This is a genomic window from Actinosynnema sp. NPDC023794 (assembly GCF_040639675.1).
GTDB lineage: Bacteria > Actinomycetota > Actinomycetes > Mycobacteriales > Pseudonocardiaceae > Actinosynnema > Actinosynnema luteola.
Genome location: NZ_JBFAFR010000033.1, coordinates 1 through 25240, shown reverse-complemented (window position 1 = coordinate 25240; position 25240 = coordinate 1). Strand labels below are relative to the sequence as shown.

The following is a 25240-nucleotide window of genomic DNA, read 5'->3' as shown; positions in this document are numbered from 1 at the left end:
GGATCAAGCGCTCCACCGTCGGCGGGCGCTGCCCGCGACACCGCACAACAACGCGGTGATCATGATGCCGATCACGGCGTTGAGCACGGCGGTGAAGACGCGGCTCTCAGTGCCGACGTCGAGGCTCAGCGGCAGCACCACGGCTATCGCCGTGAGCAACAGCATGATCCAAGTGAAGAATCGGACCGCCCGCGGGGTGGTCGTCAACAGCAGTTGCATCAGCCCGGTGGCCGCGAACGCGCACAGCGCGGAAACCAGGGCGTAGGTCAGGGTGTTGGCGTTGCCCCAAGTGCCCTCACCCTTCGGCGCGAGCACGGCGACGTCGAGCAGCCCGCGGGCGGCCAGGATGCCGACGACCGCGAGCAGTCCGGCGACCAGCGCGGTCGCCGCTCCCCCGGCCCACAACCGCCCGGCGTGGAACCCCTGCGCCGAAGTGGACCGTCCGGCCGGGAGGACCGCGGTCTCCGAACGGTCGTTCTCCGGGGGCCACGTGACGAGGAAGTCCTTCCTCTGGCCCGGGTGTCGGGTGCGGTAGTCGTCCATGCGATCGGTCATGACGCCCTCCTCAGGGCAGGCGTGACACCCGTGACACACCGACACGGGCATGTCCTCGCGCGCCGTCCTGCCAGCACTCGGCCGAGGACTTCCGCACGAGCACCTTCAGCTTCGGCCCCCGCCACAGCCGTCCCCAGTGCCCGAGGTCCCGGCCGATCGCGGTCGGATCCCGACCGAGGCGAGCCGAAGGTCCCTGTGCCGCCGCACCGTCCGCGAGAACTCTGGAAGACACAGAAGAGAGAAGGACGCCATGACCACCGCGCTCGACACCATCACGACCGCTCTGAACCCCGTCGTAGACCGGTGTGACCGGTGCGGCGCACGTGCCCGGGTGCGCGTTGTGCTGCCGGACGGTCAGTTGACGTTCTGCGACCACCACGAACGCCGCCACCGAGCCGCGCTGGAGCGCGTCGCCGTGCGGATCGAGCACCACGTCGAACACCGCAACGCCCGGCCCCGGACACCGGCGTGAAGGAGGACCCGATGCGAGAGACCAAGCAGTGGCGCGTCGACATCACCATCGACGAGCACGACGACAAGACCAGGGCGAAGGCGCGTCTGCACACGCGGGACGACACGCACCTGGTCGGTGTCGGCACGGCGAGGCTGAACCCCGCCGACACCGACATCCCGGAGATCGGTGACGAACTCGCCACGGCGAGGGCGCTGTCCGACCTCGCGCACCAACTCCTCGACGCCGCGACGTCCGACATCGAGGGCGTCACCCACGAGCCGGCGCACCTGACCAGGTGACCGGGAACGGAGGTTCGACATGACCGAGCAGCTGGAAACACGCGACACCACGCGCCTGCGCGGGCAAGCGCTCGTCGAGAAGGTCAAGGAACTGCTCCACGAGGGCAACGTCCGGCGGCTGGTCATCAAGGACGGCAAGGGCCACACCGTGATGGAGATCCCCGTGACGGCCGGCGTCGTCGCGGCGGTCGTGGCCCCCGTCGTGACTGCCGTCGCGGCGATCGCGGCCCTGGCGAGCGAGTGGTCGATCGACGTCGAGCGCCACGAGCCACCGCAGACCTGACCGATCGACCGGGTGCGAGGTGGGAGGAGACGATGACGAGCACATCGATCCGCACGTCCGCGACGGCGGGACCACGTGTCGGCTACCTGGTCGGCGCGGCGGTCGACGTCGTCCTGCTGGTCCTGATCAACGTGTCCCCCGGGTGGCGCGCCGTTGCATTCCTCACCGAGGACGCGGTCGACGTGGTCCTGTGGGTCAACGTCGGGCTTGCACTGGGCGTCGTCGTCACCACGCTCTGCGCGCTGTTCCCCCGACGGCGGCTGGTGCTGCTGGGTGACGTGCTGACGACGACCGCGACGCTGGCCGCGCTGACGTCGATGTCGGCGGTGTGGCCCTTCCGGTTCGACGACGCGGAAATCCCGTGGACGACGATCACGCGCACGACGTTGACGATCGTGCTCATCGCCGTGTCGATCGCGCTCGTGGTGCAGCTCGTCAAGCTTTTGCACGCCTTGGTCGCGCCGGACGTCGACCCGTGACGGCCGACTCCCGATCGTGGTGCCGGACGTCCTCGTCGATCAGGGACCTTCGCCCGCGTCGCACAACCGCCGCCGGCGCGAAGCTCATGCCGACAACCAGAGCAAGAGGAGAGAAGCCATGACAGCGTTCAGCCACTCCACTGCTGCGACAGGAACCGCGGCCCGTGCGACCGCCACGACGGCGGTCCGCGCCGACGCCGGGGCCATCGCGCTCGCGGTCCTGCGGATCACGACCGGGTTCGTGTTCCTGTGGGCGTTCCTCGACAAGGTCTTCGGCCTGGGTTACGCCACCAAGGCGGCCAACGCGTGGATCAACGGAGGCTCGCCCACCAAGGGGTTCCTCAGCCGGGTCGCGGTCGGCCCGTTCGAGTCGACCTTCCACGCCATGGCCGGCGCCTGGTGGGCCGACTGGCTGTTCATGCTCGGCCTGCTGGCCATCGGCGTCGCCGTCGTCGCGGGAGTCGGCCTCCGCCCCGCTGCGATCGCCGGCACGCTCATGATGCTGCTCATGTGGGCCGCCGAGTGGCCGCTGGCCCAGTTCACCTCGGCCGGCGAGCCCAGCATGTCGACCAACCCGATCATCGACTACCACGTCGTCTACGCCGTCTCGCTGATCGCCGTCGCCCTCACCGGCGCGGGCGCCACCTGGGGCCTCGGCCGCTGGTGGGCAACCCTGCCGGTGGTCCGCGACCACGCCTGGTTGCGGTGACCGACACAGGAGCGGGCGGACCTCGTCGGTCCGCCCGCTCCGACGCGCCGCGCGGGTAGTGGTCACGACAGGAGGCGATGCCGAGCCGGGGTGTTCCCGCCGACCACGTCCATCTCGAGGTGCTCGGCCGTGCGTGGTCGACAGCGCGAGCGGCTCACCGGCATGACGGAAGTCCTTTCCCGACGGTTGCCTTCGGCACTGCCTCCCACCCAACGGGGTGAGCAGGCTCGAAGGCGGAGGTGCCACCAATGACGAGCACGATGCACACCGGTCCTGTCACCGCGGACGACATCGCACACCTGCCCGAGCCGGCGCAGCGCTACCTGAGGTTCACTCGCGTTCTGGGCCGTCCGGCCGACGTGTCGTTCCACGCCACCGCGCACGGCTTCTTCCGGACGCGCCCAAACCGGAGTTGGATCGCCTGCACCAGCGAACAGCACAACGACGCCACCGATCTGACCCGCGAATTCCGGATGCGCCTCAAGCTCGCCCACATCGTCCCGGTGCGGGCGGAGGACGTCTACGAGCACGGGCACGGCCGGATGCACGCCACCGCCCTGGGCCTGTTCCCGGTGGCCGACGGCCAGGGCCGCGAGTTCGACCTCGGCGAGCTCGTGACGTTCCTGAACGACGCCGTGCTACTGGCACCGTCGATGCTGCTCCGCCTGCCCGTCGAGTGGACCGCGATCGACGACCACACCTTCGGCCTCGCCCTGACCGACCACGACAACACCGTCACCGCGCAGGTCACCGTCGACGACCGCGGCGCACCACGCGAGTTCACCACCGAAGACCGCTGGGCGGACCTGCCCGAAGGCCTGGTCAGGACCCGCTGGTCGACCCCGGTCGACGGCTGGTCCCTGGTCGCCGGCCGCATGCGCCCCCGGCGCGGCACCGCGGTCTGGCACCTGCCCGACGGGCCGTTCGCCTACGCCCAGTTCGACTACACCACCGCCGACATCACCTACAGCACGGTGCCCGACTGCCCCACCCGCCCGAACGCCTCCGGGTGAGCGTCCGCCTCAAGCGGTGCCGGGAGTGCTCGGCAACCTCCACGCCGACCGCTCCCGGCCATCACCGGCAGCATGGTGAAACTGTGCTTCACCAGCAGTCGCGCGGCGTCCTCGGCGACCATGTCCGGCCGCACGCCCACCACAGGGCGGGTCATCAAGTCCTGGGCTTTCATCAAGATCGTCTTCCGATCCGGTGATCTCCGTTCCCGGTGCGGCCCGGCACGCGGTAGGCGGCAATTCCTCGTCGCCCATGTCCGAGGTGCCGTACCGGCACACCAGAGGGAAAACCGCGCGCGGCGACCACCAGCTGTTCACCGTCTGTAGCGGTGCCGCCGGTGATTGCCGCGATGCCGGTCGTCGGGGCCGTATGACCCCGACAACCAGGGGGTCACGTGCGGCTGGTGGCGCGGATGGTCCGGGCCCAGGCCGTCGCACGGTCGACCTCGCCGTCCAGCAGCGGGCCCGGGGTGCCTCCGACATAGAACGACACCGGCGCGCCCGCGACGGTGAAGCGCAGCCGGCGCAGGCGCTTCGTGATCGCCTTGGCCGCCGAGCCCGGCAGCCACCCCACCTTGACCTTGGTGTCGAACGCGATGGCGCTCACCGTGCGGTCGGCGGGTGCGAGCGCGTCGAGCCACTCGCGCACGCCGCGTCCCCGCGACACGATCTCCCCGGTCGCCTGGTCGGACGCGGACTTGCGGGTGGAGGCCCGGCTCAGGCTCAACGCGTGCGTCGGCGCGCCGACCACGAGCAGGTCGACGTCATCGGGCAGCACGTCCGGCGCCGCGGCGACCTCCACGACGTCGACCTGCCTGCCTCCCGCCAAGCCCGCGCCCACCGCCTCGGCGACCGCCCTGGTGTTGCCGAACATGGATTCGAAGACCACGAGTGCCCGTGCCATCACCGGTACCGCCTTTCCTCGTCGCTTCACCACGCTGCCCCTCCCGCGGACCTGTCGACAGCGGCCAACAGCCCTGACCACCCGGGACCTCGGACCCTGCCCCGCGGACCGGCCCGGGTGGACGCTCGAAGTGGACGGAATTCGAGGAGGAGACGATGAAGGCGCTCGTTTATCACGGTCCCGGCCGACGGGCGTGGGAGGACGTGCCCGACCCGGAACTGGTCGACCCGACCGATGTGATCGTGCGGATCACCGCGGCCACGATCTGCGGCACGGACCTGCACATCCTCAAGGGGGACGTGCCCGAGGTCGAGCCCGGCCGGATCCTGGGCCACGAAGGTGTGGGAGTGGTCGAGCGGGTCGGTGCGGCGGTCACCGGGATCAAGCCCGGTGACCGGGTGCTGGTGTCGTGCATCAGCGCGTGCGGTCGGTGCGAATACTGCCGGACCGGTGCGTACGGGCAGTGCCTGGGCGGTGGCGGCTGGGTGCTGGGCCACACCGTGGACGGCACGCACGCGGAGTACGTGCGGGTGCCGTTCGCGGACACCTCGACCTATCCGCTGCCCGACGGTGTCACCGACGCCGCCGCGGTCATGCTGTCGGACATCCTGCCCACCGCGTTCGAGGTCGGCGTGCTCAACGGGAAGGTGCAGCCCGGTCAGACGGTGGTCGTCGTGGGAGCCGGGCCGATCGGCCTCGCCGCGATCGAGACCGCGCGCCTCTACAGCCCCGGTCACGTCGTGGCGGTGGACCTGGCCGAGTCGCGGCTGGAGGCGGCCAAGCAGTTCGGCGCGGACGTGACCGTGAACGCGGCCGACGACGTCGAGCGCGTGGTGTTCGAGCTGACCGGCGGGATGGGCGCGGACCTCGCGGTCGAGGCGGTAGGCGTGCCGGAGACCTTCGAGCTGTGCACGCGGCTGATCCGCCCCGGCGGCCGGGTCGCGAACGTCGGCGTGCACGGCAAGCCGGCCACGCTGCACCTGGAGCAGCTGTGGATCCGCAACGTCACCATCACCACCGGCCTGGTCGACACGGTGACCACGCCGACGCTGTTGAAGATGCTGGCGGGCGGGCGTCTGGACGCCGATCGGTTCACCACGCACCGGTTCGCGCTGGACGAGATGGAAACCGCCTACGACGTGTTCGAGCGGGCCGGCGAGACCGGCGCGCTCAAGGTGGTGTTGACGCGATGACCGCGGTGGACGAACGGCTGGACGCATGGGCCGGGTTCCGCGGCGTGGACTGGCGGCACGACATCGACGTGCGCGGGTTCATCCAGGCCAACTACACCCCTTACGAGGGCGACGACACATTCCTGGTCGGGCCGACTGAGCGGACCGCGTCGCTGTGGCGCGATCTGTCCGGGCTGTTCGCCGAGGAACGGCGGCGCGGCATCCTCGACGTGGACGTGCACACGCCGTCCACCATCACCTCCCACCGGCCGGGCTACCTCGACCGGGCACAGGAGCTGATCGTCGGGTTGCAGACCGACGCGCCGCTCAAGCGGGCCATCATGCCCAACGGCGGCCTGCGCATGGTGGAGGCCGGTCTGCAGGCCTACGGCTACGAGCTCGACCCCGCCGTCAAAGAGGTCTTCACCAAGTACCGCAAGACGCACAACGACGGAGTGTTCGACGCCTACACCGACGAGATCAAGCGCGCCCGCCGCGCCGGCGTCGTCACCGGCCTGCCCGACTCCTACGGGCGCGGGCGGATCATCGGCGACTACCGGCGGGTCGCGCTGTACGGCGTGGACCGGCTGATCGACGCCAAGCGCGCCGAACGCGCCGAGATCGACGACGTGCCGTCCACCGAGGAGGTGATCCGCGACCGCGAGGAGTTGGCCGAGCAGATCCGGGCGCTGGGCGAGCTGAAGCAGATGGCGGCGTCCTACGGCGACGACATCTCGCGCCCGGCGATTACCGCCCGTGAAGCCGTCCAGTGGCTGTACTACGCCTACCTGGCGGCGGTGAAGGAGCAGAACGGGGCGGCGATGTCGTTGGGCCGCACCTCGACGTTCCTGGACGTCTACCTCCAGCGCGACCTGGAGGCCGGGCGGCTGACCGAGTCGCGGGCGCAGGAGCTGGTCGACGACCTGGTGATCAAGCTGCGGATCGTGCGGTTCCTGCGCACCCCCGCCTACGACGAGCTGTTCTCCGGCGACCCCACCTGGGTGACCGAGAGCATCGGCGGCATCGGCGAGGACGGTCGGCCCCTGGTGACCAGGACCAGCTTCCGGTTCCTGCAGACCCTCTACAACCTGGGCCCCGCGCCGGAGCCGAACCTGACCGTGCTCTGGTCGCCCGCGCTACCGAAGGGTTTCAAGCGGTTCTGCGCGAGAGTGTCGGTGGACACCAGCTCCATCCAGTACGAGAACGACGAGCTGATCCGGCCCCGCTTCGGCGACGACACCGCGATCGCCTGCTGCGTGTCGGCCATGAAGGTCGGCAAGCAGATGCAGTTCTTCGGCGCACGGGTCAACCTGGCCAAGGCGCTGCTGTACGCGATCAACGGTGGCCGCGACGAGATGACCGGCGAGCAGGTCGCACCGCACCGCCCTCCGATCGGGGGCGAGTACCTCGACTACGACGAGGTGCGTGCGGCGTTCGACCGGATGCTCGACTGGCTGGCCCGCACGTACGTGGACGCGCTCAACATCATCCACTACATGCACGACAAGTACGCCTACGAACGCATCGAGATGGCCCTGCACGACCACCCCGCCCAACGGCTGCTCGGCTGCGGCATCGCCGGGCTGTCGGTCGTCGCCGACAGCCTCTCGGCCATCAAGCACGCGAAGGTCCGGGTCGTCCGCGACGACACCGGTCTGGCCGTCGACTTCGCGGTGGAGGGCGACTTCCCCCGCTACGGCAACAACGACGACCGTGCCGACTCCATCGCCGTGGGACTCGTGGAGGACTTCATGGCGCTCGTTCGCGGCTACCCGACCTACCGGCACGCCGTGCACACCCAGTCGGTCCTCACCATCACGTCCAACGTCGTCTACGGCCGCCACACCGGCAACACCCCGGACGGCAGGCGCGCGGGGGAGCCCTTCGCGCCCGGCGCCAACCCGATGAACGGCCAAGACCGCCACGGCCTGGTCGCCGCGGCCCTGTCGGTCGCCAAGCTGCCCTACGACGAAGCGCTGGACGGCATCTCGCTGACCGCCAGCATCACGCCGAACGGGCTGGGCCGCGACACCGAGGAGCGGGTGACCAACCTCGTCGGCGTGCTCGACGCCTACACCGACGCCGGCGGGTTCCACCTCAACGCCAACGTGCTCAACCGGGAGGTGCTGCTCGACGCCGTGGAACACCCGGAGAGGTACCCGCAGCTGACCATCCGCGTGTCCGGCTACGCCGTGAACTTCGTGCGCCTGACGGTCGAACAACAACGCGACGTGATCAACCGCACCTTCCACGGGGCACTGTGATGACCACCGGGACCGTACACTCCTGGGACCTCGCCACGGCGGTGGACGGCCCCGGCACCCGGTTCGTCGTGTTCACCGCCGGGTGCCCGCTGCGCTGCCTGTACTGCCACAACCCCGAGACCCGGTTCGCGCGGTACGGGCAGCGCGTCAGCGTCGACTCGGTCGTCGTCGAGATCGAGAAGTACCGCCGGTTCATCCAGGTCGCAGGGGGCGGGGTGACCATCGGCGGCGGCGAACCGCTGCTGCAACCGGCGTTCACCGCCGAACTGCTGCACGCCGTGAAGGGCATGGGCCTGCACACCGCCCTGGACACCTCCGGCTTCCTCGGCGACCGGGCCACCGACCAACTGCTGGCCGACACCGACCTGGTGCTGCTCGACATCAAGTCGTGGGACCCGGCGACCTACCGCCACGTCACCGGCGGCGAGGTCGCGCCGACCCTGGAGTTCGCCCGCCGACTGTCGGACCGGGGCAAGCCGATGTGGATCAGGTTCGTCCTGGTCCCGGGCCTGACCGACGCGATCGACAACGTCGAGGGCATCGCGTCATTCGTGTCCACCTTGGACAGTGTGGAACGAGTCGACGTGCTGCCCTTTCACAAGATGGGCGCACCGAAGTACAGGGCCATCGGCCTGCCGTTCCTGCTGGCCGACACCCCGACGCCGGACGCGGAGCTGGTCGACCGAGTGCGAGAGCAGTTCCTGGCGCACGGTCTGGCGGCATGAGCAGGGTTGGTCACGGCTCGAAGGTGAGCCGGTTCCTCGCGGCGAACTCGTCCGGATCTCCGACGCTGTAACGGCTCCAGTAATCACGTCGCAGCTCTCCGGCACTGGTTACCTGCAGGGGTTCCGGGAAGCCGAACCCCTGCATCAGGCCGGCGCACAGACCGTGGGTCGCGGAGAGCAGGCTTGCCCCGTCGTCGACGAGGTCACCGACGTCCGCCAGCACGGTCGCAGCTGCCAGGTCGCCGACCCTCTGGGATCCCAACCGCTGCGATCGACCGTACGGACGCCTGTGCGTCAGCACTGCCCGGCTCTGCGTGCTGATCGGCACCACCGTCGCCCGAAGCGATGCGGTCCCCGCCGCCGCGGCGCGATCACGGGCGTGCCCGGCCAGGAAACGAATCCCACTCGCGATCGTCACGACCAACCACTCGTCGTCGATCTCGGCGTCATCTCCGGGCTGTTCACGCCTGCTCACCTCAATGGCGATGGATCCGGCACCCGTCTTGTGCAACGCACAGGCGAGGGCGTGGAAGAGCACATCGCCCGCGTCGTCGGGGTCGCGGTAACCGATGTCGGCGATGAACCTGTCCGGGCCGACGGAGGCACGGCCCCACGAGTCGCCGTGCACCAACAGCGGTGTGCGCCCCGCGGTCTCGAGCTGGAACGCCTCGAAACCCGCACGGTCGATCTCGACGTGTCCGTCGAGATCGGGTACGAGTGTCACCACCGCGTAGACCGAGGTACTCGTGTTCATGCGATCGACCAGGTACTTCTCGTGCTGGACCGCGACGTCGAAGCGGCTCTGCAGACCGGTGAACCGGTCGCGGTAGGCCTGCGCGACGTCGGACTCGGACAGGTAGGTCGTCGTCCGACCGTGCCGCCGCGGATAGCGCAGCGAGTCGTTGACCACCACGGCGTGCGGGCCGAGCGGGCTTCGCGGCACGGCGATCAGGATGAAGCCGGTGCCCGGTCGATCCGTGTTCTGCACAGCTCGCACGTCGAGACGCGGAAGCGGCGCCACCTGTACCGCCAGCACCTGATGCATGCGATTGATCTCCGCGTCGGTGACCTCGACGTAGGTGGGAGTCGAGGCATGCCCCTGATCGTCCTCATCCATGCCGAGGATGATCAGACCACCAGCGGTGTTGGCCATCGCCGCCACGTCCACCGCCAACGAGCGCTTCGCGCTGTCCGACGTGCCGTAGAGCTCGCTCTTGAAATCGAGGTCGTAATCCTCGGCCACCCGACCTTGAGCGAGTGCGACGACCTGGCTGTGGGTGACGGAGCTGATCGTAGCTCCGAGCAGGGTTTCGAGCCGGCGTGAGCGGAGTGCCACCATGGCGGAGAAGTATCTGCTGTTCGACGTGTCGTAGCCAGGTGTAAACGGAGTCAGGACCTCGGGCGGACGCTCAAGGCAGTCCGGGTGCCGGCGGCGATCTCGGCGTCCTCGCGCGCTGCGACCACCCAGGCTGACACCACCGACACATCGGTGGTGATGCGGCTGTCGACGTGGGCGGTGGCGTTGCGGTGCCGGTCGAGGCGCAGACCCAGGAACTCCAGTCCTTCGAGGGCACGGGCACGGACGACCGCATCGTGCTCACCGATGCCGCCGGTGAACACCAGCAGGTCCAAGCCGCCCATCGACGCGGCCATGGCGGCGATGCCCTGGCGCAGGCGGTGGGTGAACACGTCCAGGGCCAGCACGGCGTCGGAGTCACCGGAGGCGATCGCGGCGTGGACGTCGCGCAGGTCGGCGCATCCGGACAGGCCGAGCAGACCGGAGCGGTGGGCCAGGCCGTCTGCCACCTCGTCGACGCCGAGGCGGTCGGACAGCCACAGCAGCAGGCCGGGGTCGACGTCGCCGCTGCGGGTGGCCATGGGCAGGCCGGCCAGCGGGGTGAACCCCATGGTCGTGTCGACCGAGTGGCCGTCGTGGACGGCTGCCAGTGAGCAGCCCGCGCCGAGGTGGCAGGTCACCACGCGCGAGCCGCTGCCCGCCAGCTCGACCGCTCGTCTGGCCGCGTAGGCGTGGGAGAGGCCGTGGAAGCCGTAGCGGCGCAGGTCCCAGCGTGCACGCCACTCGGCGGGCAGCGGGTAGGTGGCCGCGGCGGCGGGCAGGGTGCGGTGGAACGCGGTGTCGAAGCACGCCACGTGCGGCACGTCGGGGAGCAGCGCCCTGGCCGCGTCGATGCCCGCCAACGCCCCAGGCTGGTGCAGCGGCGCGAGTTCGGTCAGGCCTGCGATCTCCCGGCGCACGTCGCGGGTGATGACGGTCGGGGCGGTGAACCGGGTGCCGCCGTGGACGACGCGGTGGCCCACGGCGTCCACGAGCGGCAAGGAGAGGTCGAAATCGGGGGTGCCGTCCCACCGTTCGACGTGGTGCTGGGCGAGGACGGTGTCGTCCTCTCCCAGCACCGACAACTTCAGGCTCGACGAGCCCGCGTTGACCACGAGCACGTTCATCAGTAGGACCAGGTCCAGTCGCGGATTTCGGGCAGGTCCTCGCCGTGCTCCCGGATGTAGGCGTGGTGGCGCGTGCGCTGGTCCTGCATCCGCTGGCGCAGTCCGGCAGTCTTGGCACCGAGGCCCGGCACCCGGTCGATGACGTCGATGACCAGTCGGTAGCGGTCCATGTCGTTGAGGACCAGCATGTCGAACGGTGTGGTGGTGGTGCCTTCCTCCTTGTAACCGCGGACGTGGATGTTGTGGTGGTTCGTGCGGCGGTAGGTCAGCCGGTGGATCAGCCACGGGTAGCCGTGGTAGGCGAACAGGACCGGCTTGTCCGGGGTGAACAGGGCGTCGAACTCGCGGTCGGGCATGCCGTGCGGGTGCTCGGTCTCGGGCTGCAGGCGCATCAGGTCCACCACGTTGACCACCCGCACCTTCAACTCCGGCAGGTGTTCGCGCAGCAGGGCCACCGCGGCCATGACCTCCAACGTCGGCGCGTCCCCCGCGCAGGCCAGCACCACGTCCGGCTCGGTCAGGCCGTCATCGGTCCCCGCCCACTCCCAGATCCCGGCCCCGCGGGCGCAGTGCAGCGCCGCCTCCTCGGGCGACAGCCAGTCGGGGGTGTAGTTCTTGCCCGAGACGATGACGTTGACGTAGTCGCGGCTGCGCAGGCAGTGGTCGGCCACCGACAGCAGGGTGTTGGTGTCGGCGGGCAGGTAGACGCGGACCACCTCGGCCTTCTTGTTCATCACGTGGTCGATGAAGCCCGGGTCCTGGTGGGAGAAGCCGTTGTGGTCCTGCCGCCACACGTGCGACGAGAGCAGGTAGTTCAGCGACGCGACCGGGCGCCGCCAGTCGATCTCGCGGTGCGTCTTGAGCCACTTGGCGTGCTGGTTGAACATCGAGTCCACGATGTGGGTGAACGCCTCGTAGCAGTTGAACAGCCCGTGCCGCCCGCTCAGCAGGTAGCCCTCCAGGAATCCCTGGCACAGGTGCTCCGACAGCACCTCCACCACCCGGCCGTTGGTCTCCAGGTGCTCGTCGGTGGGCAGCTTCTCCGCCAGCCACTGCTTCGCGGTCACCTCGAACACCGCGTCGAGCCGGTTGGACGCGGTCTCGTCCGGGCCGAACACGCGGAAGTTCTTCTCGTCCGCGTTGAGGGTCATGATGTCGCGCAGCATGCGGCCCAGCGCGCGGGTCGGCTCGGAGGTGGTGGTGCCGTGCTTGGTCACCTCGACCGAGTACGGCGTGGTGCCGGGCATCCGCAGTTCCCGCAGCAGCAGGCCGCCATTGGCATGGGGGGTGGAACCCATGCGCAGCTCCCCGCGCGGGGCGAGGGCCAGCAGCTCGGGCTTGGGACTGCCGTCGGCGTCGAACAGCTCCTCCGGCCGGTAGGACTTCAACCATGCCTCCAGCTGCCGCAGGTGGTCGGGGTTGTCGCGGACACCGGCGAGGGGTACTTGGTGTGAGCGCCACGTGCCCTCCACCGGCACACCATCCACTTCGGATGGCCCGGTCCAACCCTTGGGTGTGCGCAGCACGATCATCGGCCACCGCGGGCGCTCGACGTCGCCGCCGGCGCGGGCGGTCAGCTGGATGCGCCTGATCTCGTCCATGACCTCGTCCAGCACCTGCGCCATGCGCGGGTGCAGCACGGCCGGGTCGTCGCCCTCCACGTAGAACGGGGCGTAGCCGTAGCCGCGCAGCAGCGAGTCCAGCTCGTCGTGCGGGATGCGCGCCAGCAGGCTCGGATTGGCGATCTTGTAGCCGTTGAGGTGCAGGATCGGCAGCACCGCGCCGTCACCCACCGGGTCGAGGAACTTGTTGCCGTGCCAACTGGCGGCCAGCGGCCCGGTCTCGGCCTCACCGTCGCCGATGACGCACGCCACGACCAGGTCGGGGTTGTCGAACGCCGCGCCGAACGCGTGCGCCAGCGAGTAGCCCAGCTCGCCACCCTCGTGGATCGAGCCTGGAACCTCGGGCGCCACGTGGCTCGGCACGCCACCCGGGAACGAGAACTGGCGGAACAGCTTGCGCATCCCCTCGCCGTCGCGCTGCACGTTCGGGTGGGTGTCGGTGTAGGAACCCTCCAACCAGGTGTTGGCCAACAGCGCGGGGCCGCCGTGACCCGGACCGGTCACGAACAGCACGTCCTGGGAACGGTCGTTGATCACCCGGTTCAGGTGGGCGTAGACGAAGTTCAGGCCGGGCGTGGTGCCCCAGTGGCCGAGCAGGCGGGGCTTGATGTGCCCCGGGGTGAGCGGCTCGGCGAGCAGGGGGTTGTCCAGCAGGTAGATCTGCCCTGCCGAGAGGTAGTTCGCGGCCCGCCAGTAGGCGTCGACCAACGACAAGTCCGGCGCGCTGTTCTCCGGCTGCTGCGACATCTCGCTCTCCTGACCAAGTCTCGGGGTGATGGTTCCCAGCCTGGTTCCGTCATCGATCCAGACCCAGTTCCGAGAGTCCCTGCCGGCCGGGACCTTGGTCACTGCCGGCCGGTGCGGCGGAGGAGGAGGGTGGAGGCATGAGCCACGTGCACGAGATCGCCAACATCCGGGTCGACCTGGCCGCCGGTGTCCCGGGGGACGCCGCCGACTACGCCCGCGGCAAGGTCGCCGCCATCGCCAAGTACGCCCCCGCCGACATCGCCTACGCCAAGGTGCGGCTGAGCACCGACGGACCGCGGCTGCTGGTGGCGCACGCGTCGTTGGACGTCAACGGCACTCTCGTGAACGCCGACGCGAGCGCGGGGACCTACCACGAGGCGGTGGACCTGCTGCACGACAAGTTGCAGCACCAGCTGGCCGGCATGGGTCGCTGAAGCCGGTCAGCGAAGCCGTGGTGGAGCGACCGCGGCGCGACGGTCAGGCCGTCGTGCCGCGGTGTCGCTGGTAGTGGCGGGCGGAGCGGGCGCGGTTGCCGCAGCCCGCCGAGCACCACTCCCGGCGCGGGTGGTCCTTGAGGAAGTACAGGGCGCAGCCCGGACCGAAACAGGCCCGCAGCCGGTGGCGGTCGTCCTGGCCGAAGAGCGCGACGGCATCCTCGGCAATGGCGGAGACGGCGGCGGAGACGGCCTGCCCGTTGGTGCGGGTGTGACGTGAGGGCGCCTGCCCGGGCGTCCAGGACAACGCCGACCAGCGGGGCGTGTCGCCGGCGGCCTGGTTGAGCACGGTCACGGCCGCTTCGAGTCCGCGGATGTCGGAGGCGGCTGCCGGGCGCGGGTCCTCGGTGACCTCGGTCGCCAGCCGGCGCAGCGCGTCGCGCAGGTCGATCAGTCGGTGGCCGAGGCGGTCGAGGTCGGACGCGGTGAGCGCGTGGAGGTCGTCCGGGGTCATCAGGTCCGTCCTGGCGGAGACGGCACGCAGCCAGGCCCTGGTGCCGTCGCGATCGCGCAGCGAGTCGTGCACGCCGTCGCGGTCGGCCCAGACGGTGTTCATCAACTCCACCGGGAGCGGCTCGCCCAGCAGCGGCGCGTCCGTGTCCATGCCGTCGAGGCTAGCGCACATCTAACGGTTGACCAGGCCTCCATCCGTTTGACAACCGGCACGGTCACGTGTCATGGTCGTTCTAATGGTTACCGACGCACGCAAGCGTCAGAACGGTGATCGAAGGAGCGTTGCCGCATGACCGGTTCCGCCGCCGAGAGCACGAGCACCGCGGGCTTCCACGAGGGCGAACTGGCCGTGCAGCGCCGCGCGGGCGTCTCCACGGATGCCGCGCGGCTCTCCGGCATGGTGGCTCCCGCCCGACTGAGCACCGGGGTGACGCGGTTCCTGGCGGACCGGACCTTCGCCGCGATCACCGCACGCGACACCGACGGCACGCTGTGGCTGTCCCCGCTCACCGGCCCGCCGGGCTTCCTCCACGTCCACTCCCCCACCGCCCTCACCGTGCGGACGTCGCCGGTCGAGGGTGATCCGCTCCGCGGCCTGCCGACGGGCCAGCCGGTGGGGTTGATCGTGGTCGAGTTCGCCACCCGCCGGCGGCTGCGGGTCAACGGCGCCTTGTCCGCCGCCGGGGACGACGGCCTGCGCATCGACGTCGAGCAGGCGTTCGGCAACTGCCCCCAGTACATCCAGGTCCGACACCTTCGCCCCGCGCCCTGCACGGCCCGGAGCACCGAGCCGGTCCGCCGCGGGACCGACCTAGCACCGGACGACGTCGACCTGATCCGCCGGTCCGACACCGTCCTGCTCGGCACCGCCCACCCCACCCGCGGCAACGACGCCTCCCACCGCGGCGGCGCCCCGGGGTTCGTCCGCGTCGAGGACGGGAGGCTGTGGTTCCCCGACTACTCGGGCAACAACATGTTCAACACCCTCGGCAACCTCCACGCCGACCCCGACGCCGCGCTGCTCTTCTGCGACTTCGCCACCGGCCGCACCCTGCACCTGTCCGGCCGGGCCGAGGTGGAGTGGACCAGCCCGGGAGTCCCCGGCGACGACGACCGCACCGGCCGCCGCGTCCGCTTCACCCCACGCCACGTGCGGGCCGGACACCTGCTGCCGCTGCGGGCCGATTCCGTGGCCCCAGCCCCCGACAACCCACCGCTCGCCGCACCGCGGAGGACGACCCGACCATGACCGACGCCCGCCCGCCGTTCCCGCCGTTCGACCTCGACAGCGCCCTGGCCAAGGTCCAAGCCGCCGAAGACGCCTGGAACACCCGTGACCCGCACCGCGTGGCCCTCTCGTACACCGAGGACTCCGCCTGGCGCAACCGCGACGTGTTCCTCACCGCCAAGTGGGGGCGCGAGCTCGACTACGGCCTGCGCAAGAGCCTGTGGAGCTTCCGCGAGAACCGCATCGCCGTCCGCTTCCAGTACGAGTGGCACGACGAGGAAGGCCGGTGGTTCCGCTCCTACGGCAACGAACTGTGGGAATTCGCCGACAACGGCTTGATGAGCCGCCGCGAGGCCGGCATCAACGACCTGCGGATCGACGAAGCCGACCGCCGCTACCTCGGCCCCCGTCCCGAGGACGAGCGGGGCCACGGCCACGACATCCCGCTCGCCTGACACCGCCGCGGCCGTCAGCTGGACGACCTCCGGCGCCCCCACTTCTCTGCTTCGACCACCCCGTAGGCGACCACGGCCAGCGCGACCACGACGGCCCAGTCGCGCCAGCCGATCGGCGCGGTGTGGAACAGGGTGTTCATCGCCGGGAGGTAGGTGAACAGCAGTTGGAGGACCACGGTGACGGCGATGCCGGCCGGCAGCCAAGGGTTGCGGCCGAAGCCGACGTGCGGCCGGAGGTGCCGCAGCGACCGGCAGTTGAACAGGTAGGCGATCTGGGCGGCCACGAAGACGTTCACCGCTACTGTGCGCGCCTGGTCCAGTGTGCCGCCGTGCAGGTGGAACGCGGCGAACGAGCCGGCCAGGAGCACGGCGGAGACGAGCAGGATGCGTTGCAGCAGCGCGGCGGTCAGCAGGGGCAGTGTCGGCGGCAGCGGTGGGCGGTGCATGACGTTCGGCTCGCGGGGTTCGAAGGCCAGGGTCAGGCCGAGCGCGACGGCGGTGGTCATGTTGATCCACAGGATCTGCACGGGCAGGATCGGCAGGGCGGTGCCCAGCAGGATCGCGGTGAGGATGACCAGGCCCTCGGCCATGTTGGTCGGCAGCGTCCAGATGATGAACTTGCGCAGGTTGTCGAACACCGCGCGCCCTTCCTCGACGGCGGCGCGGATGGACGAGAAGTTGTCGTCGGTGAGCACCATGTCCGCGGCCTGCTTGGCGACCTCGGTGCCGCCGCTGCCCATGGCGACGCCGATGTCGGCCCGCCGCAGCGCCGGGGCGTCGTTCACGCCGTCGCCGGTCATCGCGACCACGTGTCCGTCGGACTGGAACCGCTTGACCAGCCTCAGCTTCTCCTCCGGTGACACGCGGGCGTGCACGGCGTCGTCGGCGAGCGAGAAGTGGGCGGCGATGGCGCGGGCGGTGCCGAGGTGGTCGCCGGTGATCATGCGGACCTCGATGCCCGCCTCCTGGCAGGCGCGGACCGCCTCGATCGCCTCGGGCCGGGGCGGGTCGTGCATGGCCTGGAGCCCGAGCAGCACGGCGCCCCGCAGGGCATCCTCGGTCAACGGGGTGCCGTCGGGCACGTGTGCCCGGGCGAACGCGAGCACTCGTAGTCCGCGACCGGCCAGTTCTTCGGCATTGGTGTGGTCGGTGGAACCGGTGAACTCGAAAATCCGCTCCACCGCGCCCTTGAGGTAGACGACACCGTCGGTGTGGCGGGTGGCCATGAACCGGCGCTGCGAGGTGAACGGCAGCTCGTCCACGCGTTCGGGCACGTCGTCGGACGTCAGCCCGCCCTTGCGGGCGGACACGACCAGCGCTGCCTCGGTGGGGTCGCCGACGGCGGTCCACCTGTCGTCCTGCAGGACCACGTGGGCGTCGTTGCACGCCAGGCCGGCCAGCAGGACCTCGCGCACGGCTTCCGGTGGCGGCGAGTGCTCGCCCAACGGCGAGTAGCCGATCCCGTCGACCTCCCACCGCTGCCCGTCGGCGACGACCTCGCGCACGGTCATGGCGTTGGCGGTGAGGGTGCCGGTCTTGTCCGTGCAGATGATCGTGGTGCTGCCGAGGGTCTCCACCGTGGGCAGGCGGCGGATCACGGCGTTGCGCCGCGCCATGCGGGCCACACCGATGGCCAGCGTCACCGTCACCGCGGCGGGCAGCCCTTCGGGGATCGCGCCGACCGCGAGGGCTACGGCGGCGGTCACCATCTCGGCGAACGGCTCGCCCCGCAGCACCCCGATCACGACGGTCACCACCGCCAGGCCGAGGATGACGACCGTCAGCAACTTGCTGAACCGGGCCAGCTTGCGGGTCAGCGGCGTCTGCACGGTCGTGGTGCTGCCGACGAGCCGGTGCACGTGCCCGATCTCGGTGTCGGCACCGGTCGCGACGACGACGCCGCACCCGCCACCGGTGGTGACGAGCGTGCCGGAGTACGCCATGTTCGCGCGGTCGGCCAGCGCGGTGTCGTGCGGCACGGGCAGCGGGTCCTTGGCGGACGGCTGCGACTCGCCGGTCAGCGCGGACTCGTCGACCCGCAGCTCGCGCGTGCGCACCAGCCGCAGGTCGGCGGGCACCTGGTCCCCCTCCTCCAGCACCACCAGGTCGCCGGGCACCAGTTCCTCGGACGTGATCCGCGCGGCGGTGCCGTCCCGGATCACGGTCGCCTCGGTGCGGACCATCGCCTCCAGGGCGTCGAGCGCCCGTTCGGCCCGCACTTCCTGGAGGTAGCCGACGATCGCGTTGACCATGACCACACCCAGCACGACGGAGGCGTCCACGGTCTCGCCCAGGGCGGCGGTCAGCGCCGCCGCACCGAGCAGCACGTAGATCAGCGGGTTGTGGAACTGGCCGAGCATCCGTCGCAGACGTCCGGGGCCGCGCCGCTCGGGCAGCCTGTTCGGTCCGAGCGAGGCGAGCCGCTCGCCGGCCACGGCACCGGACAGGCCGGCGTGCGCGTCGGTCTCGGCGAGCAGCACGACCTCGTGGACCGGCATGCCGTGCGGCGTGGCCTCGCGTTCAACCGTGGTCGACGGCATGACGGGCCTCCGGGAAACGGACACCCACCACGCCGGGCACGGCACCCGCGAGCACCGCGGCCACGTGCCGGTCGCACTTGTCGTCCAACGAGTCCACGATCGACACGTGACCGTCCACCACGGATACCGTCCAGCGGTGCGGGTCGGCGTACAAGCCAAGGCGGTGCCGGACCTCGGCGGCCAGCGTGCGGTCGTCGCGGCTGACCGCGCGCAGCATGTCGCGGCGGGTGACGATGCCGATCAGCCGCTTGCCGTCCACCACGCAGGCGCTGCGCACGCCGTGCTCCACCATCCGCCGGGCCAGGTCCGCGACGTCCGTGCCGGGCGTCGACGCGACCGCCGGTTCGCTCATCACGTCGGCGACCTTCCGCCTCGGCGTGGCACGTGCCCGTGACGGCTCCCCGTGCACGAGCGACCGGGGGTCGACCGGCAACCGGTCGCGCAGGGCGTCGGTCTCGGTGACCACGCCGACCAGCGTCCCCGCCCCGTCGACCACCGGCAACGCGGTGAACCCCTTCGCCGCGAGCAGCGCCGCCGCGTCACGCGCGGACGTTTCGGGCGACACGGTCACCACGTCGCGCGTCATGAGGTCACGGACCCTCATCGCCCGGCCTCCTGTCCCGCGCCGACAGCGGCCCCATCGTGCTGAGCGTCGGTCGGCGGGAGGACCACCACCGGCACGGTCGCGTGCCGCACGCAATGCGCGCTCGTGCTGCCCAGCAGCACCTGCCGCAGCCGGCTGCCGCTGTGCGAGGCGACCACGAGCATCGACGCACCGCGCGCCTGCGCCTCCAGCGCTTCAGCGGCCGGTCCCCGCACGCAGTGCCGGATGATCTGCGGAAACTCGAGCCTGCCCACGGCCGCCGCGCGGAGCGCGTCCTCGACCACCGCCTCCGAGCGGGCGTGTGCGTCCTGTTCGGAGGTCATAGTCCAGTCGGCCAGCGGCTCGTAGGCGTAGGCGTTGAGCACGTGCAGCGGGACCTTGCGCTGGATCGCCTCGTCCATGGCCCAGCGCAGCGCGCGTTCACCCGCCGGCGTGCCGTCGACACCGACCACGATCGGACCTGCGTTCATGATTCCACCTCGTTCAGCTCGATGACGATCTCCGGCGCTCGCCGGAGCGTGTTGTGCACGGTGCAGTGCTGGACGACGGCCAGCAGGGCGGTCTTGTGCCGCTCGGACAGCCCGGCCGGCACCCGCACGGTCAGGCACACCTCGGCGACGCGCGCGAGCGGGTCGGAGGCCGTCCGGTACCGGGCGGTCACCGCCAGGCCGCGGCGCGACTGGCCGTGGTGGTCGAGGAACCGGCCCGCGTAGAAGGCGGTGCAGGCGGCCATCGACGCGACCAGCAGCTCGACCGGGCTCGGGCCCTCGTCGTGGCCGCCGGACTCCTGCGGCTGGTCGGTGCGCACGCGGTGGTCCCGCATCCGCACCACGTACTCCTCCCCTGCCTCGTAGGTCACTTCGACCGGGACGGTGGCGGTGACGGTCATGACGTCCTCCTCGGATCGCGGAGCTTGCGCAGGAACGGGTCGACCGGTTCGGCGGGCGCGACGCGCACCCTGGCATCGACCGCCACCACGCGCTGTCCGGTCAGGACCAGCGGGTTGAGGTCGAGTTCGGCGATCCCGGGGACGAGTTCGGCCAGTCGGCCGACCCGCAGCAGCACGTCCCGCACGGCCGCCTCGTCGTACTCGGCGAACACCCGCGGCGCGGCCCGGAAACCGTGCAGCAGGTCGGCAACGTCCGCCTCCGACAACGGTGCGAGCGCGGCGGCACGGTCGTCGACCAGGTCGGTGTCCACACCGCCCAGGCCGGTCACCACGAGCGGCCCGAACTGGGGATCGGTGACCACACCGACGAGCAGTTCGCGTCCCCGCTCGGCCATCGGCTGCACGAACACCCCGCTCAACCGCTCGCCGAACCGGTCGCGCAGCGACTCGAAGGCGCAGGTCACGGCGTCCTCGCCGGCCAGGTCGAGCAGCACGCCGCCGCCCTTGCTCTTGTGCAGCAGTCCTCGTGCCACGGCCTTCAGCGCGACGGGTCCGCCGAAGGACCGCTGCGCGGCCACCGCGGACTCCGCGTCCACCACCAGCACACCGCCGAGAACCGGCAGCCCGAACGCGCCCAGCAGCCGAACCACCTGATCGGGGTCGAGCCAGCCGCCTTCCGGTTCGGTGGCCAGGTGGGCGGCGACAACCGCACGGGCGGTCGTCAGATCCACGCCCGACAGGTCGGCAGGCTCAGGCGGCGGGCGGCGCAACCACGACGCGCGCTCGACCAACGCGGCGAGCACCGCGGCGGCACCGGCAGGCTCGGCGTAACGGGCGATGGAGTCCTCTCGAAGCGACACCGGACCGTCCTGGTCGGCGGTCACCGCGAGCACCGGCTTGACCGTCGGGTGGATGCCACCGGCAGGGTCGCCCAACGCCGTCGGCACGGTCACCGCGATGACCGCGTCCACCGCCGGATCGGAGATCAGCAGGTCCAGGCAGCGACCGAACGTCACGTCGTCCACGACGGCCGTCGTGTCGACCGGGTTGTGCGGGCTCGCCGTGCCCGGCAACAACGCCGCCAACGCCTCGACCGTGCCCGGCCCCAGGTCGGCGATGGTCAGGCCGTGCCGGACGCAGGCGTCTGCGGCCAGCACACCCAGCCCACCCGCGTTGCCCAGCACGGCCACACCACGGCCGGAAGGCAGCGGGGTGGCGTGCAACGCGGCCAGGACGTCGACCATCTCGCCGACGCCGTCCACCGCGATCACGCCCGCCTGCCGGAACAACGCGTCCCGCGTCACCGCCGGAGTGGCGGTCGAGGCGGTGTGCGACGCGGCGGCACGCTGACCGGCCTCGCTGCTCGCGGCCCGGATGGCCAGCACCGGCTTGCGGCGCGCCACCCGGCGCGCCAGGCGGGCGAACTTGCGCGGGTTGCCGAACGACTCCAGGTACAGCGCCACCGCCCGGGTCCGCTCGTCGTGCTCCCACCACAGCAGCAGGTCATTGCCGGACACGTCGTACTTGTCACCGGTCGAGACCAATTCTGAGGTGCCCAGCCCCGACCGCCGCAACTGCTCGGCCACCGCGATGGCCACTCCACCGGACTGGGTGGCCAGGCCGATCCCGCCCGGTTCGGTCCGGTCACGGGTGAAGGTGGCGTCCAACCGCACGTCCGGGTCCGTGTTGGACACACCGACGCAGTTCGGGCCGACCATGCGCATGCCGTACCTACGCACCACCTCCAGCAGCCCGTCGGGGTCGACGCCGGACGTGATCACGACCAACGCCTTCACCCCGCGTCGACCGCAGTCCTCGGCGACCGGCGCGACCGCCTCGGCCGGCACGCACACCACCGCCAAGTCGGGGATCTCTGGCAGGTCGGTGACAGTCGGGTGGCACTGCACGCCCAGGATCTGCCGGGCGTGGGGGTTCACCGCGTACAACGCACCGGTGAACCCGCCGTCGACCAGGTTGGCCAGCACCGCGTTGCCCACCGAGGACGGCTTGCGGCTCGCACCGACCACCACGACCGACGTCGGCTTGAGCACCGCGCGCAGGCTGGCCACGTCGGCAGCCTGCTCCCGGTCGGCGACGGCCTCCAGGTAGCGCTCACCGGGATCGAGGCCCAGGTCGATGCGCACCTCGCCGTTGTCCGCGGTGGAGGTCCACACCAGACCGAGGTCGGCGAAGACCCGCAACATCTTCGAGTTCACCGCGAGTACGTCGGCGCGGAACCGCCGCACACCCCTCCGGCGCGCCAACGAGACCAAGTGCTCCAACAACAGCGTGCCAACACCGTGGGACTGCCGGTCGTGCGCCACGACCAACGCCACCTCGGCGGTGTCGTCGTCCAACAGCACGTAACTCGCGGCGCCGACCAGGGAGTCCGAGGCGAACGCCCCGATCACCACGTGCAACGGCTCCTCGGGCGAGGTCAGCCGGACGACGAACTCGTCCAGGTGACGCGGCGAGGCGCTGAAGAACCGCAGGTAGCGGTCGTCCACTGGCAGGTCTCGGTGCAGCGCGAGCAGCGCGTCCGCGTCGGCCGGGCCCAGCTCGCGCAGCGCCACCAAGGACCCGTCGGCCAACAACGCCCGGTCGACGTTCAGCGAGGCGGTCACAGCAGCGGCCCAGGGGTGATGACGGGCTTCGGCTCGACGTGCGCGGGCTTGGGCGCACGCACCACGACGACCGGGCACGACGCGTGGTGCGCGCAGTAGGAGCTGACCGAACCCAGCAACACCTCGCGGATCGCACCCGCGCCCCGGCTGCCGACCACCAGCAGTGCCGCGTGCTCCGACGCCGTGACCAGCACATCGCGGGCGTCGCCATCGGCGAGCACGGCCCGAACCTCCGCACCGGCCTCGGCCACCAGCTCGTCCAGAACGCGCCGGTGCTCCTCGCGCAACTTGTCGCGGTCCATCCCGGCGGCGACCGTGGCCGACATGGGGCCGATCACCATGCCGTAGTCCACGTGCCAAGCCAGGACCGCCTCCACCGCGCAGCCGCGCAGCTTCGCCTCTTCGACCGCCCACCGCAACGCCATCCGGCTGACCGGCGAGCCGTCCACGCCCACCACGATCGTCTCGTCCATGACCCCTCCTCGGGTGCTCGGCTCAAGCCTCTCGGCACCTGTTCGGGGAGGTCAGTGGCTGCGGTCCTCTCGACGACGGGACCTTCGACCCTGAAGGCGCCGTCGGTCGCGCACGGGTGCGCATCGACCCTCGAGGTTGGGGACCTAGGACCCTGCCGGGCTCGCCGTCGCAGGGCGAACGCTCCAGGTGGATGGAGAGGAGAAGGCCATGATGCTTGTTGGTGTGGACGGCTCGCCGGCCAGCCGCGAGGCGCTGCGCTGGGCGTTGGCGCAAGCGGTGAAGACCGGTGACACCGTCGAGGCGACGATGGCGTGGCTGCGCGAACCGGAGTTCGTGGCAGCCACGTCGATGGGCGTGCACCCGCACGCCGACAACCCGGGTCACCGACACCCGGCGCGCGAGCTCCACGTAATCGTGGAAGAGGTCCGCGCGTCCCTGCCGGGTGCGCCGCCGGTCACCGAGGTGACCATCACCGGTGACGCGGGCACCGCGCTGGCCCAGGCGTCCCGGCAGGCGGACCTGCTCGTGGTCGGCACCCACGGGCACGGCAGGCTGGCCGAGCTGGTCCTGGGCAGCGTGGCGGCGGACTGCCTGCGCCACGCGACGTGCACGGTGGTGGTCGTGCCGCCCACCCGGACCTGACTCCCGCAACGGGACGCCATCACGGCCCGGTGGGACGTGACGAAGGGGGCCGGTCCGGTGACCGGTCCCCTTTGTCGATCCCTGCTCTCACCCCACCGCGGTGGTCGGTCGGACGACGGCGAGGGGGCAGGGCGCGTGGTAGACGAGCGCTTGGCTGGTCGAGCCGAGCAGCATGCCGGTGAACCCGCCTTGGCCGTGGCTGCCCACGACGAGCAGCCGGGCATCCTTCGCCGCGTTGAGCAGGGCCCGGACGGGGCGGTCGTGGACGACGACGCGGTCCACGGCGACGTCGGGGTACTTCTCCTGCCAGCCGGCGAGGCGTTCGGCCAGCAGCCGCAACTGCTCGTCCTCGACCTGCGACCAGTCGACGGTGAAGCGGGAGTGGTAGGCGCTGTCGACCAGGAAGTCGGTCCAGGCGATGACCGCCGTGAGCGGTGCGCCGAGCACGGACGCCTCGGCGAACGCGAAGCCGATCGCCTCCTCGCTCGCGGGCGAGCCGTCCACGCCCACCACGACCGGACCGTCGTACCGCAACTCGTCGCGGACGACGACCACAGGGCTCTTTCCGTGTGCGGAGACCGCGACGGCCACCGAGCCGACCAGCAGGCCGGAGAAGCCGCCCAACCCCTGGGAGCCGAGCGCGACCAGCCGTGCACCGTGGGATGCGGCGATCAGCGCGGCGGCGGGCCGGTCGATCACGATCGCCGTCTCGACCTCCACCTCGGGGGCGGCCGCACGGGCGGCGGCCGCGGCCTGTTCGACCCACTGCCGTCCCTGCTGCTCGAACGCCTCCCGCACCTCGTGGCCGGTCAGCACGATCTCCGGGTAACCACGGGTCGGCAGCAGGTAGGCGTGCACGAGCCGGAGCGCCACGCGGTGCCGCGCGGCTTCCTCCGCCGCCCACCTGGCGGCGGTCAACGCCGACGCCGAACCGTCCACGCCGACCACGATCGGGGCACTCATCACAGGTTCCTCCGAATCCGATATCGGGATCGCGGTGGACCCCGTCTGTCTCCGGTTTCGACGCTAAGCAGCCGGCGCGACGCGGGCAGTGGTCCTAGTGTCCTGCGCCTGAAGTTCGTTAATGAATTGTAGAGTTGTCGGGTGGCTCGTAGGGGTCGGCCGGTGGCCGTGGTGACGTTGACAGACGA

27 protein-coding genes are annotated in these 25240 nt (G+C 70.9%); 13 read left to right on the top strand and 14 right to left on the bottom strand.

Going from position 1 to position 25240, the window contains the following annotated elements; genetic code table 11:
• Positions 1-3 precede the first annotated feature (3 nt).
• A complete protein-coding gene (locus tag AB0H12_RS38110) occupies positions 4-555 on the bottom strand; it encodes a DUF6069 family protein (protein WP_499629694.1) in 552 nt (183 codons plus the stop codon).
• 250 nt (positions 556-805) lie between these two features.
• On the opposite strand from AB0H12_RS38110, the gene AB0H12_RS38105 reads away from it, so the two are divergent.
• From AB0H12_RS38105 to AB0H12_RS38080, 6 genes are all read left to right on the top strand, one after another.
• Positions 806-1027 (top strand): DUF7455 domain-containing protein, encoded by a 222-nt coding sequence (locus AB0H12_RS38105; protein ID WP_499629692.1) that lies wholly within the window; start codon positions 806-808, stop codon positions 1025-1027.
• An 11-nt stretch (positions 1028-1038) separates the two neighbouring features.
• On the top strand, positions 1039-1308 hold the full coding sequence (locus tag AB0H12_RS38100) for a DUF1876 domain-containing protein (protein ID WP_499629690.1): 270 nt from the start codon (positions 1039-1041) through the stop codon (positions 1306-1308).
• Between the two features lie 19 nt (positions 1309-1327).
• Positions 1328-1591 carry a DUF4342 domain-containing protein gene (locus tag AB0H12_RS38095; protein ID WP_499629689.1) on the top strand — a complete coding sequence of 88 codons (264 nt, stop codon included), beginning with the start codon at positions 1328-1330 and terminating at the stop codon, positions 1589-1591.
• A 32-nt stretch (positions 1592-1623) separates the two neighbouring features.
• The gene (locus AB0H12_RS38090) at positions 1624-2070 is read left to right on the top strand and encodes a hypothetical protein (RefSeq protein ID WP_499629687.1); all 447 of its coding nucleotides are present in this window, start codon (positions 1624-1626) and stop codon (positions 2068-2070) included.
• Positions 2071-2188: 118 nt separating this feature from the next.
• Complete coding sequence (locus tag AB0H12_RS38085) at positions 2189-2779, top strand: hypothetical protein (protein ID WP_499629685.1); 591 nt, start codon at positions 2189-2191, stop codon at positions 2777-2779.
• Positions 2780-3027: 248 nt separating this feature from the next.
• A complete protein-coding gene (locus AB0H12_RS38080; protein ID WP_499629683.1) occupies positions 3028-3792 on the top strand; it encodes a DUF6544 family protein in 765 nt (254 codons plus the stop codon).
• Here the strand turns inward: AB0H12_RS38080 and AB0H12_RS38075 are convergent.
• Both AB0H12_RS38075 and AB0H12_RS38070 read right to left on the bottom strand, forming a co-directional pair.
• Positions 3744-3947, bottom strand: coding sequence for a CBS domain-containing protein (locus AB0H12_RS38075; protein WP_499629682.1), 204 nt, complete (start codon positions 3945-3947; stop codon positions 3744-3746). The genes AB0H12_RS38080 and AB0H12_RS38075 overlap by 49 nt on opposite strands.
• A gap of 233 nt (positions 3948-4180) precedes the next feature.
• A complete protein-coding gene (locus tag AB0H12_RS38070) occupies positions 4181-4693 on the bottom strand; it encodes a flavodoxin family protein (protein ID WP_499629681.1) in 513 nt (170 codons plus the stop codon).
• Positions 4694-4848: 155 nt separating this feature from the next.
• Here AB0H12_RS38070 and AB0H12_RS38065 point away from each other — a divergent pair, with 155 nt between their 5' ends.
• From AB0H12_RS38065 to pflA, 3 genes are read left to right on the top strand one after another with little or no spacing between them, the layout of a single operon-like run.
• A complete protein-coding gene (locus tag AB0H12_RS38065; RefSeq protein ID WP_499629680.1) occupies positions 4849-5886 on the top strand; it encodes a zinc-dependent alcohol dehydrogenase family protein in 1038 nt (345 codons plus the stop codon).
• Positions 5883-8129, top strand: coding sequence for a formate C-acetyltransferase (gene pflB / locus AB0H12_RS38060; protein ID WP_499629679.1), 2247 nt, complete (start codon positions 5883-5885; stop codon positions 8127-8129). Before AB0H12_RS38065 ends, pflB begins: the two co-directional genes overlap by 4 nt.
• Entirely contained in the window at positions 8129-8854 is a 726-nt protein-coding gene (gene pflA / locus AB0H12_RS38055; protein ID WP_499629678.1) for a pyruvate formate-lyase-activating protein, read from the top strand. The genes pflB and pflA overlap by 1 nt, the downstream gene beginning before the upstream one ends.
• Positions 8855-8864: 10 nt before the next feature.
• On the opposite strand, the gene AB0H12_RS38050 is transcribed toward pflA, so the two are convergent.
• Genes AB0H12_RS38050 through AB0H12_RS38040 form a run of 3 tightly spaced genes read right to left on the bottom strand, consistent with a single transcriptional unit; the run spans position 8865 to position 13686 of the window.
• The gene (locus AB0H12_RS38050; RefSeq protein ID WP_499629677.1) at positions 8865-10193 is read right to left on the bottom strand and encodes an AlbA family DNA-binding domain-containing protein; all 1329 of its coding nucleotides are present in this window, start codon (positions 10191-10193) and stop codon (positions 8865-8867) included.
• Between the two features lie 50 nt (positions 10194-10243).
• Positions 10244-11317, bottom strand: coding sequence for an acetate/propionate family kinase (locus AB0H12_RS38045; protein WP_499629676.1), 1074 nt, complete (start codon positions 11315-11317; stop codon positions 10244-10246).
• Positions 11317-13686 (bottom strand): phosphoketolase family protein, encoded by a 2370-nt coding sequence (locus tag AB0H12_RS38040; protein ID WP_499629675.1) that lies wholly within the window; start codon positions 13684-13686, stop codon positions 11317-11319. Before AB0H12_RS38040 ends, AB0H12_RS38045 begins: the two co-directional genes overlap by 1 nt.
• A gap of 137 nt (positions 13687-13823) precedes the next feature.
• Between AB0H12_RS38040 and AB0H12_RS38035 the strand changes: the two genes are divergently transcribed.
• Positions 13824-14120, top strand: a complete 297-nt coding sequence (locus tag AB0H12_RS38035; RefSeq protein ID WP_499629674.1) for an HPF/RaiA family ribosome-associated protein — start codon at positions 13824-13826, stop codon at positions 14118-14120.
• A 43-nt stretch (positions 14121-14163) separates the two neighbouring features.
• On the opposite strand, the gene AB0H12_RS38030 is transcribed toward AB0H12_RS38035, so the two are convergent.
• A complete protein-coding gene (locus AB0H12_RS38030) occupies positions 14164-14784 on the bottom strand; it encodes a CGNR zinc finger domain-containing protein (protein ID WP_499629673.1) in 621 nt (206 codons plus the stop codon).
• A gap of 138 nt (positions 14785-14922) precedes the next feature.
• Here AB0H12_RS38030 and AB0H12_RS38025 point away from each other — a divergent pair, with 138 nt between their 5' ends.
• Positions 14923-15882, top strand: a complete 960-nt coding sequence (locus AB0H12_RS38025) for a pyridoxamine 5'-phosphate oxidase family protein (RefSeq protein ID WP_499629672.1) — start codon at positions 14923-14925, stop codon at positions 15880-15882.
• Positions 15879-16316 carry a DUF1348 family protein gene (locus AB0H12_RS38020; RefSeq protein ID WP_499629671.1) on the top strand — a complete coding sequence of 146 codons (438 nt, stop codon included), beginning with the start codon at positions 15879-15881 and terminating at the stop codon, positions 16314-16316. The genes AB0H12_RS38025 and AB0H12_RS38020 overlap by 4 nt, the downstream gene beginning before the upstream one ends.
• 14 nt (positions 16317-16330) lie before the next feature.
• Here AB0H12_RS38020 and AB0H12_RS38015 read toward each other — a convergent pair whose 3' ends face one another.
• The 6 genes from AB0H12_RS38015 to AB0H12_RS37990 are packed head-to-tail and all read right to left on the bottom strand — an operon-like array spanning position 16331 to position 23446.
• The gene (locus AB0H12_RS38015) at positions 16331-18856 is read right to left on the bottom strand and encodes a cation-translocating P-type ATPase (protein ID WP_499629670.1); all 2526 of its coding nucleotides are present in this window, start codon (positions 18854-18856) and stop codon (positions 16331-16333) included.
• Positions 18837-19460, bottom strand: a complete 624-nt coding sequence (locus AB0H12_RS38010; protein WP_499629669.1) for a CBS domain-containing protein — start codon at positions 19458-19460, stop codon at positions 18837-18839. Before AB0H12_RS38010 ends, AB0H12_RS38015 begins: the two co-directional genes overlap by 20 nt.
• Positions 19457-19930, bottom strand: a complete 474-nt coding sequence (locus AB0H12_RS38005; RefSeq protein ID WP_499629668.1) for a universal stress protein — start codon at positions 19928-19930, stop codon at positions 19457-19459. The genes AB0H12_RS38010 and AB0H12_RS38005 overlap by 4 nt, the downstream gene beginning before the upstream one ends.
• On the bottom strand, positions 19927-20349 hold the full coding sequence (locus AB0H12_RS38000; RefSeq protein ID WP_499629667.1) for an OsmC family protein: 423 nt from the start codon (positions 20347-20349) through the stop codon (positions 19927-19929). The genes AB0H12_RS38005 and AB0H12_RS38000 overlap by 4 nt, the downstream gene beginning before the upstream one ends.
• Complete coding sequence (locus tag AB0H12_RS37995) at positions 20346-22973, bottom strand: bifunctional acetate--CoA ligase family protein/GNAT family N-acetyltransferase (RefSeq protein WP_499629666.1); 2628 nt, start codon at positions 22971-22973, stop codon at positions 20346-20348. The genes AB0H12_RS38000 and AB0H12_RS37995 overlap by 4 nt, the downstream gene beginning before the upstream one ends.
• The gene (locus tag AB0H12_RS37990) at positions 22970-23446 is read right to left on the bottom strand and encodes a universal stress protein (protein ID WP_499629665.1); all 477 of its coding nucleotides are present in this window, start codon (positions 23444-23446) and stop codon (positions 22970-22972) included. The genes AB0H12_RS37995 and AB0H12_RS37990 overlap by 4 nt, the downstream gene beginning before the upstream one ends.
• 208 nt (positions 23447-23654) lie before the next feature.
• Here AB0H12_RS37990 and AB0H12_RS37985 point away from each other — a divergent pair, with 208 nt between their 5' ends.
• On the top strand, positions 23655-24089 hold the full coding sequence (locus AB0H12_RS37985; protein ID WP_499629663.1) for a universal stress protein: 435 nt from the start codon (positions 23655-23657) through the stop codon (positions 24087-24089).
• A gap of 87 nt (positions 24090-24176) precedes the next feature.
• Here AB0H12_RS37985 and AB0H12_RS37980 read toward each other — a convergent pair whose 3' ends face one another.
• On the bottom strand, positions 24177-25052 hold the full coding sequence (locus AB0H12_RS37980; protein WP_499629661.1) for a universal stress protein: 876 nt from the start codon (positions 25050-25052) through the stop codon (positions 24177-24179).
• Positions 25053-25240: the final 188 nt, after the last annotated feature.

Coding starts and splice junctions, on each gene's coding strand:
- AB0H12_RS38075 (WP_499629682.1), bottom strand. CDS start 3,947: ATGACCCGCCCTGTGGTGGGCGTGCGGCCGGACATGGTCGCCGAGGAC.
- AB0H12_RS38030 (WP_499629673.1), bottom strand. CDS start 14,784: ATGGACACGGACGCGCCGCTGCTGGGCGAGCCGCTCCCGGTGGAGTTG.
- AB0H12_RS38045 (WP_499629676.1), bottom strand. CDS start 11,317: ATGAACGTGCTCGTGGTCAACGCGGGCTCGTCGAGCCTGAAGTTGTCG.
- AB0H12_RS37980 (WP_499629661.1), bottom strand. CDS start 25,052: ATGAGTGCCCCGATCGTGGTCGGCGTGGACGGTTCGGCGTCGGCGTTG.
- AB0H12_RS38090 (WP_499629687.1), top strand. CDS start 1,624: ATGACGAGCACATCGATCCGCACGTCCGCGACGGCGGGACCACGTGTC.
- AB0H12_RS38010 (WP_499629669.1), bottom strand. CDS start 19,460: ATGAGGGTCCGTGACCTCATGACGCGCGACGTGGTGACCGTGTCGCCC.
- AB0H12_RS37990 (WP_499629665.1), bottom strand. CDS start 23,446: ATGGACGAGACGATCGTGGTGGGCGTGGACGGCTCGCCGGTCAGCCGG.
- pflB (WP_499629679.1), top strand. CDS start 5,883: ATGACCGCGGTGGACGAACGGCTGGACGCATGGGCCGGGTTCCGCGGC.
- AB0H12_RS38040 (WP_499629675.1), bottom strand. CDS start 13,686: ATGTCGCAGCAGCCGGAGAACAGCGCGCCGGACTTGTCGTTGGTCGAC.
- AB0H12_RS38070 (WP_499629681.1), bottom strand. CDS start 4,693: ATGGCACGGGCACTCGTGGTCTTCGAATCCATGTTCGGCAACACCAGG.
- AB0H12_RS38015 (WP_499629670.1), bottom strand. CDS start 18,856: ATGCCGTCGACCACGGTTGAACGCGAGGCCACGCCGCACGGCATGCCG.
- AB0H12_RS38110 (WP_499629694.1), bottom strand. CDS start 555: ATGACCGATCGCATGGACGACTACCGCACCCGACACCCGGGCCAGAGG.
- AB0H12_RS38105 (WP_499629692.1), top strand. CDS start 806: ATGACCACCGCGCTCGACACCATCACGACCGCTCTGAACCCCGTCGTA.
- pflA (WP_499629678.1), top strand. CDS start 8,129: ATGACCACCGGGACCGTACACTCCTGGGACCTCGCCACGGCGGTGGAC.
- AB0H12_RS38000 (WP_499629667.1), bottom strand. CDS start 20,349: ATGACCGTCACCGCCACCGTCCCGGTCGAAGTGACCTACGAGGCAGGG.
- AB0H12_RS38100 (WP_499629690.1), top strand. CDS start 1,039: ATGCGAGAGACCAAGCAGTGGCGCGTCGACATCACCATCGACGAGCAC.
- AB0H12_RS38025 (WP_499629672.1), top strand. CDS start 14,923: ATGACCGGTTCCGCCGCCGAGAGCACGAGCACCGCGGGCTTCCACGAG.
- AB0H12_RS38020 (WP_499629671.1), top strand. CDS start 15,879: ATGACCGACGCCCGCCCGCCGTTCCCGCCGTTCGACCTCGACAGCGCC.
- AB0H12_RS38085 (WP_499629685.1), top strand. CDS start 2,189: ATGACAGCGTTCAGCCACTCCACTGCTGCGACAGGAACCGCGGCCCGT.
- AB0H12_RS38095 (WP_499629689.1), top strand. CDS start 1,328: ATGACCGAGCAGCTGGAAACACGCGACACCACGCGCCTGCGCGGGCAA.
- AB0H12_RS38035 (WP_499629674.1), top strand. CDS start 13,824: ATGAGCCACGTGCACGAGATCGCCAACATCCGGGTCGACCTGGCCGCC.
- AB0H12_RS38065 (WP_499629680.1), top strand. CDS start 4,849: ATGAAGGCGCTCGTTTATCACGGTCCCGGCCGACGGGCGTGGGAGGAC.
- AB0H12_RS38080 (WP_499629683.1), top strand. CDS start 3,028: ATGACGAGCACGATGCACACCGGTCCTGTCACCGCGGACGACATCGCA.
- AB0H12_RS38005 (WP_499629668.1), bottom strand. CDS start 19,930: ATGAACGCAGGTCCGATCGTGGTCGGTGTCGACGGCACGCCGGCGGGT.
- AB0H12_RS37985 (WP_499629663.1), top strand. CDS start 23,655: ATGATGCTTGTTGGTGTGGACGGCTCGCCGGCCAGCCGCGAGGCGCTG.
- AB0H12_RS38050 (WP_499629677.1), bottom strand. CDS start 10,193: ATGGTGGCACTCCGCTCACGCCGGCTCGAAACCCTGCTCGGAGCTACG.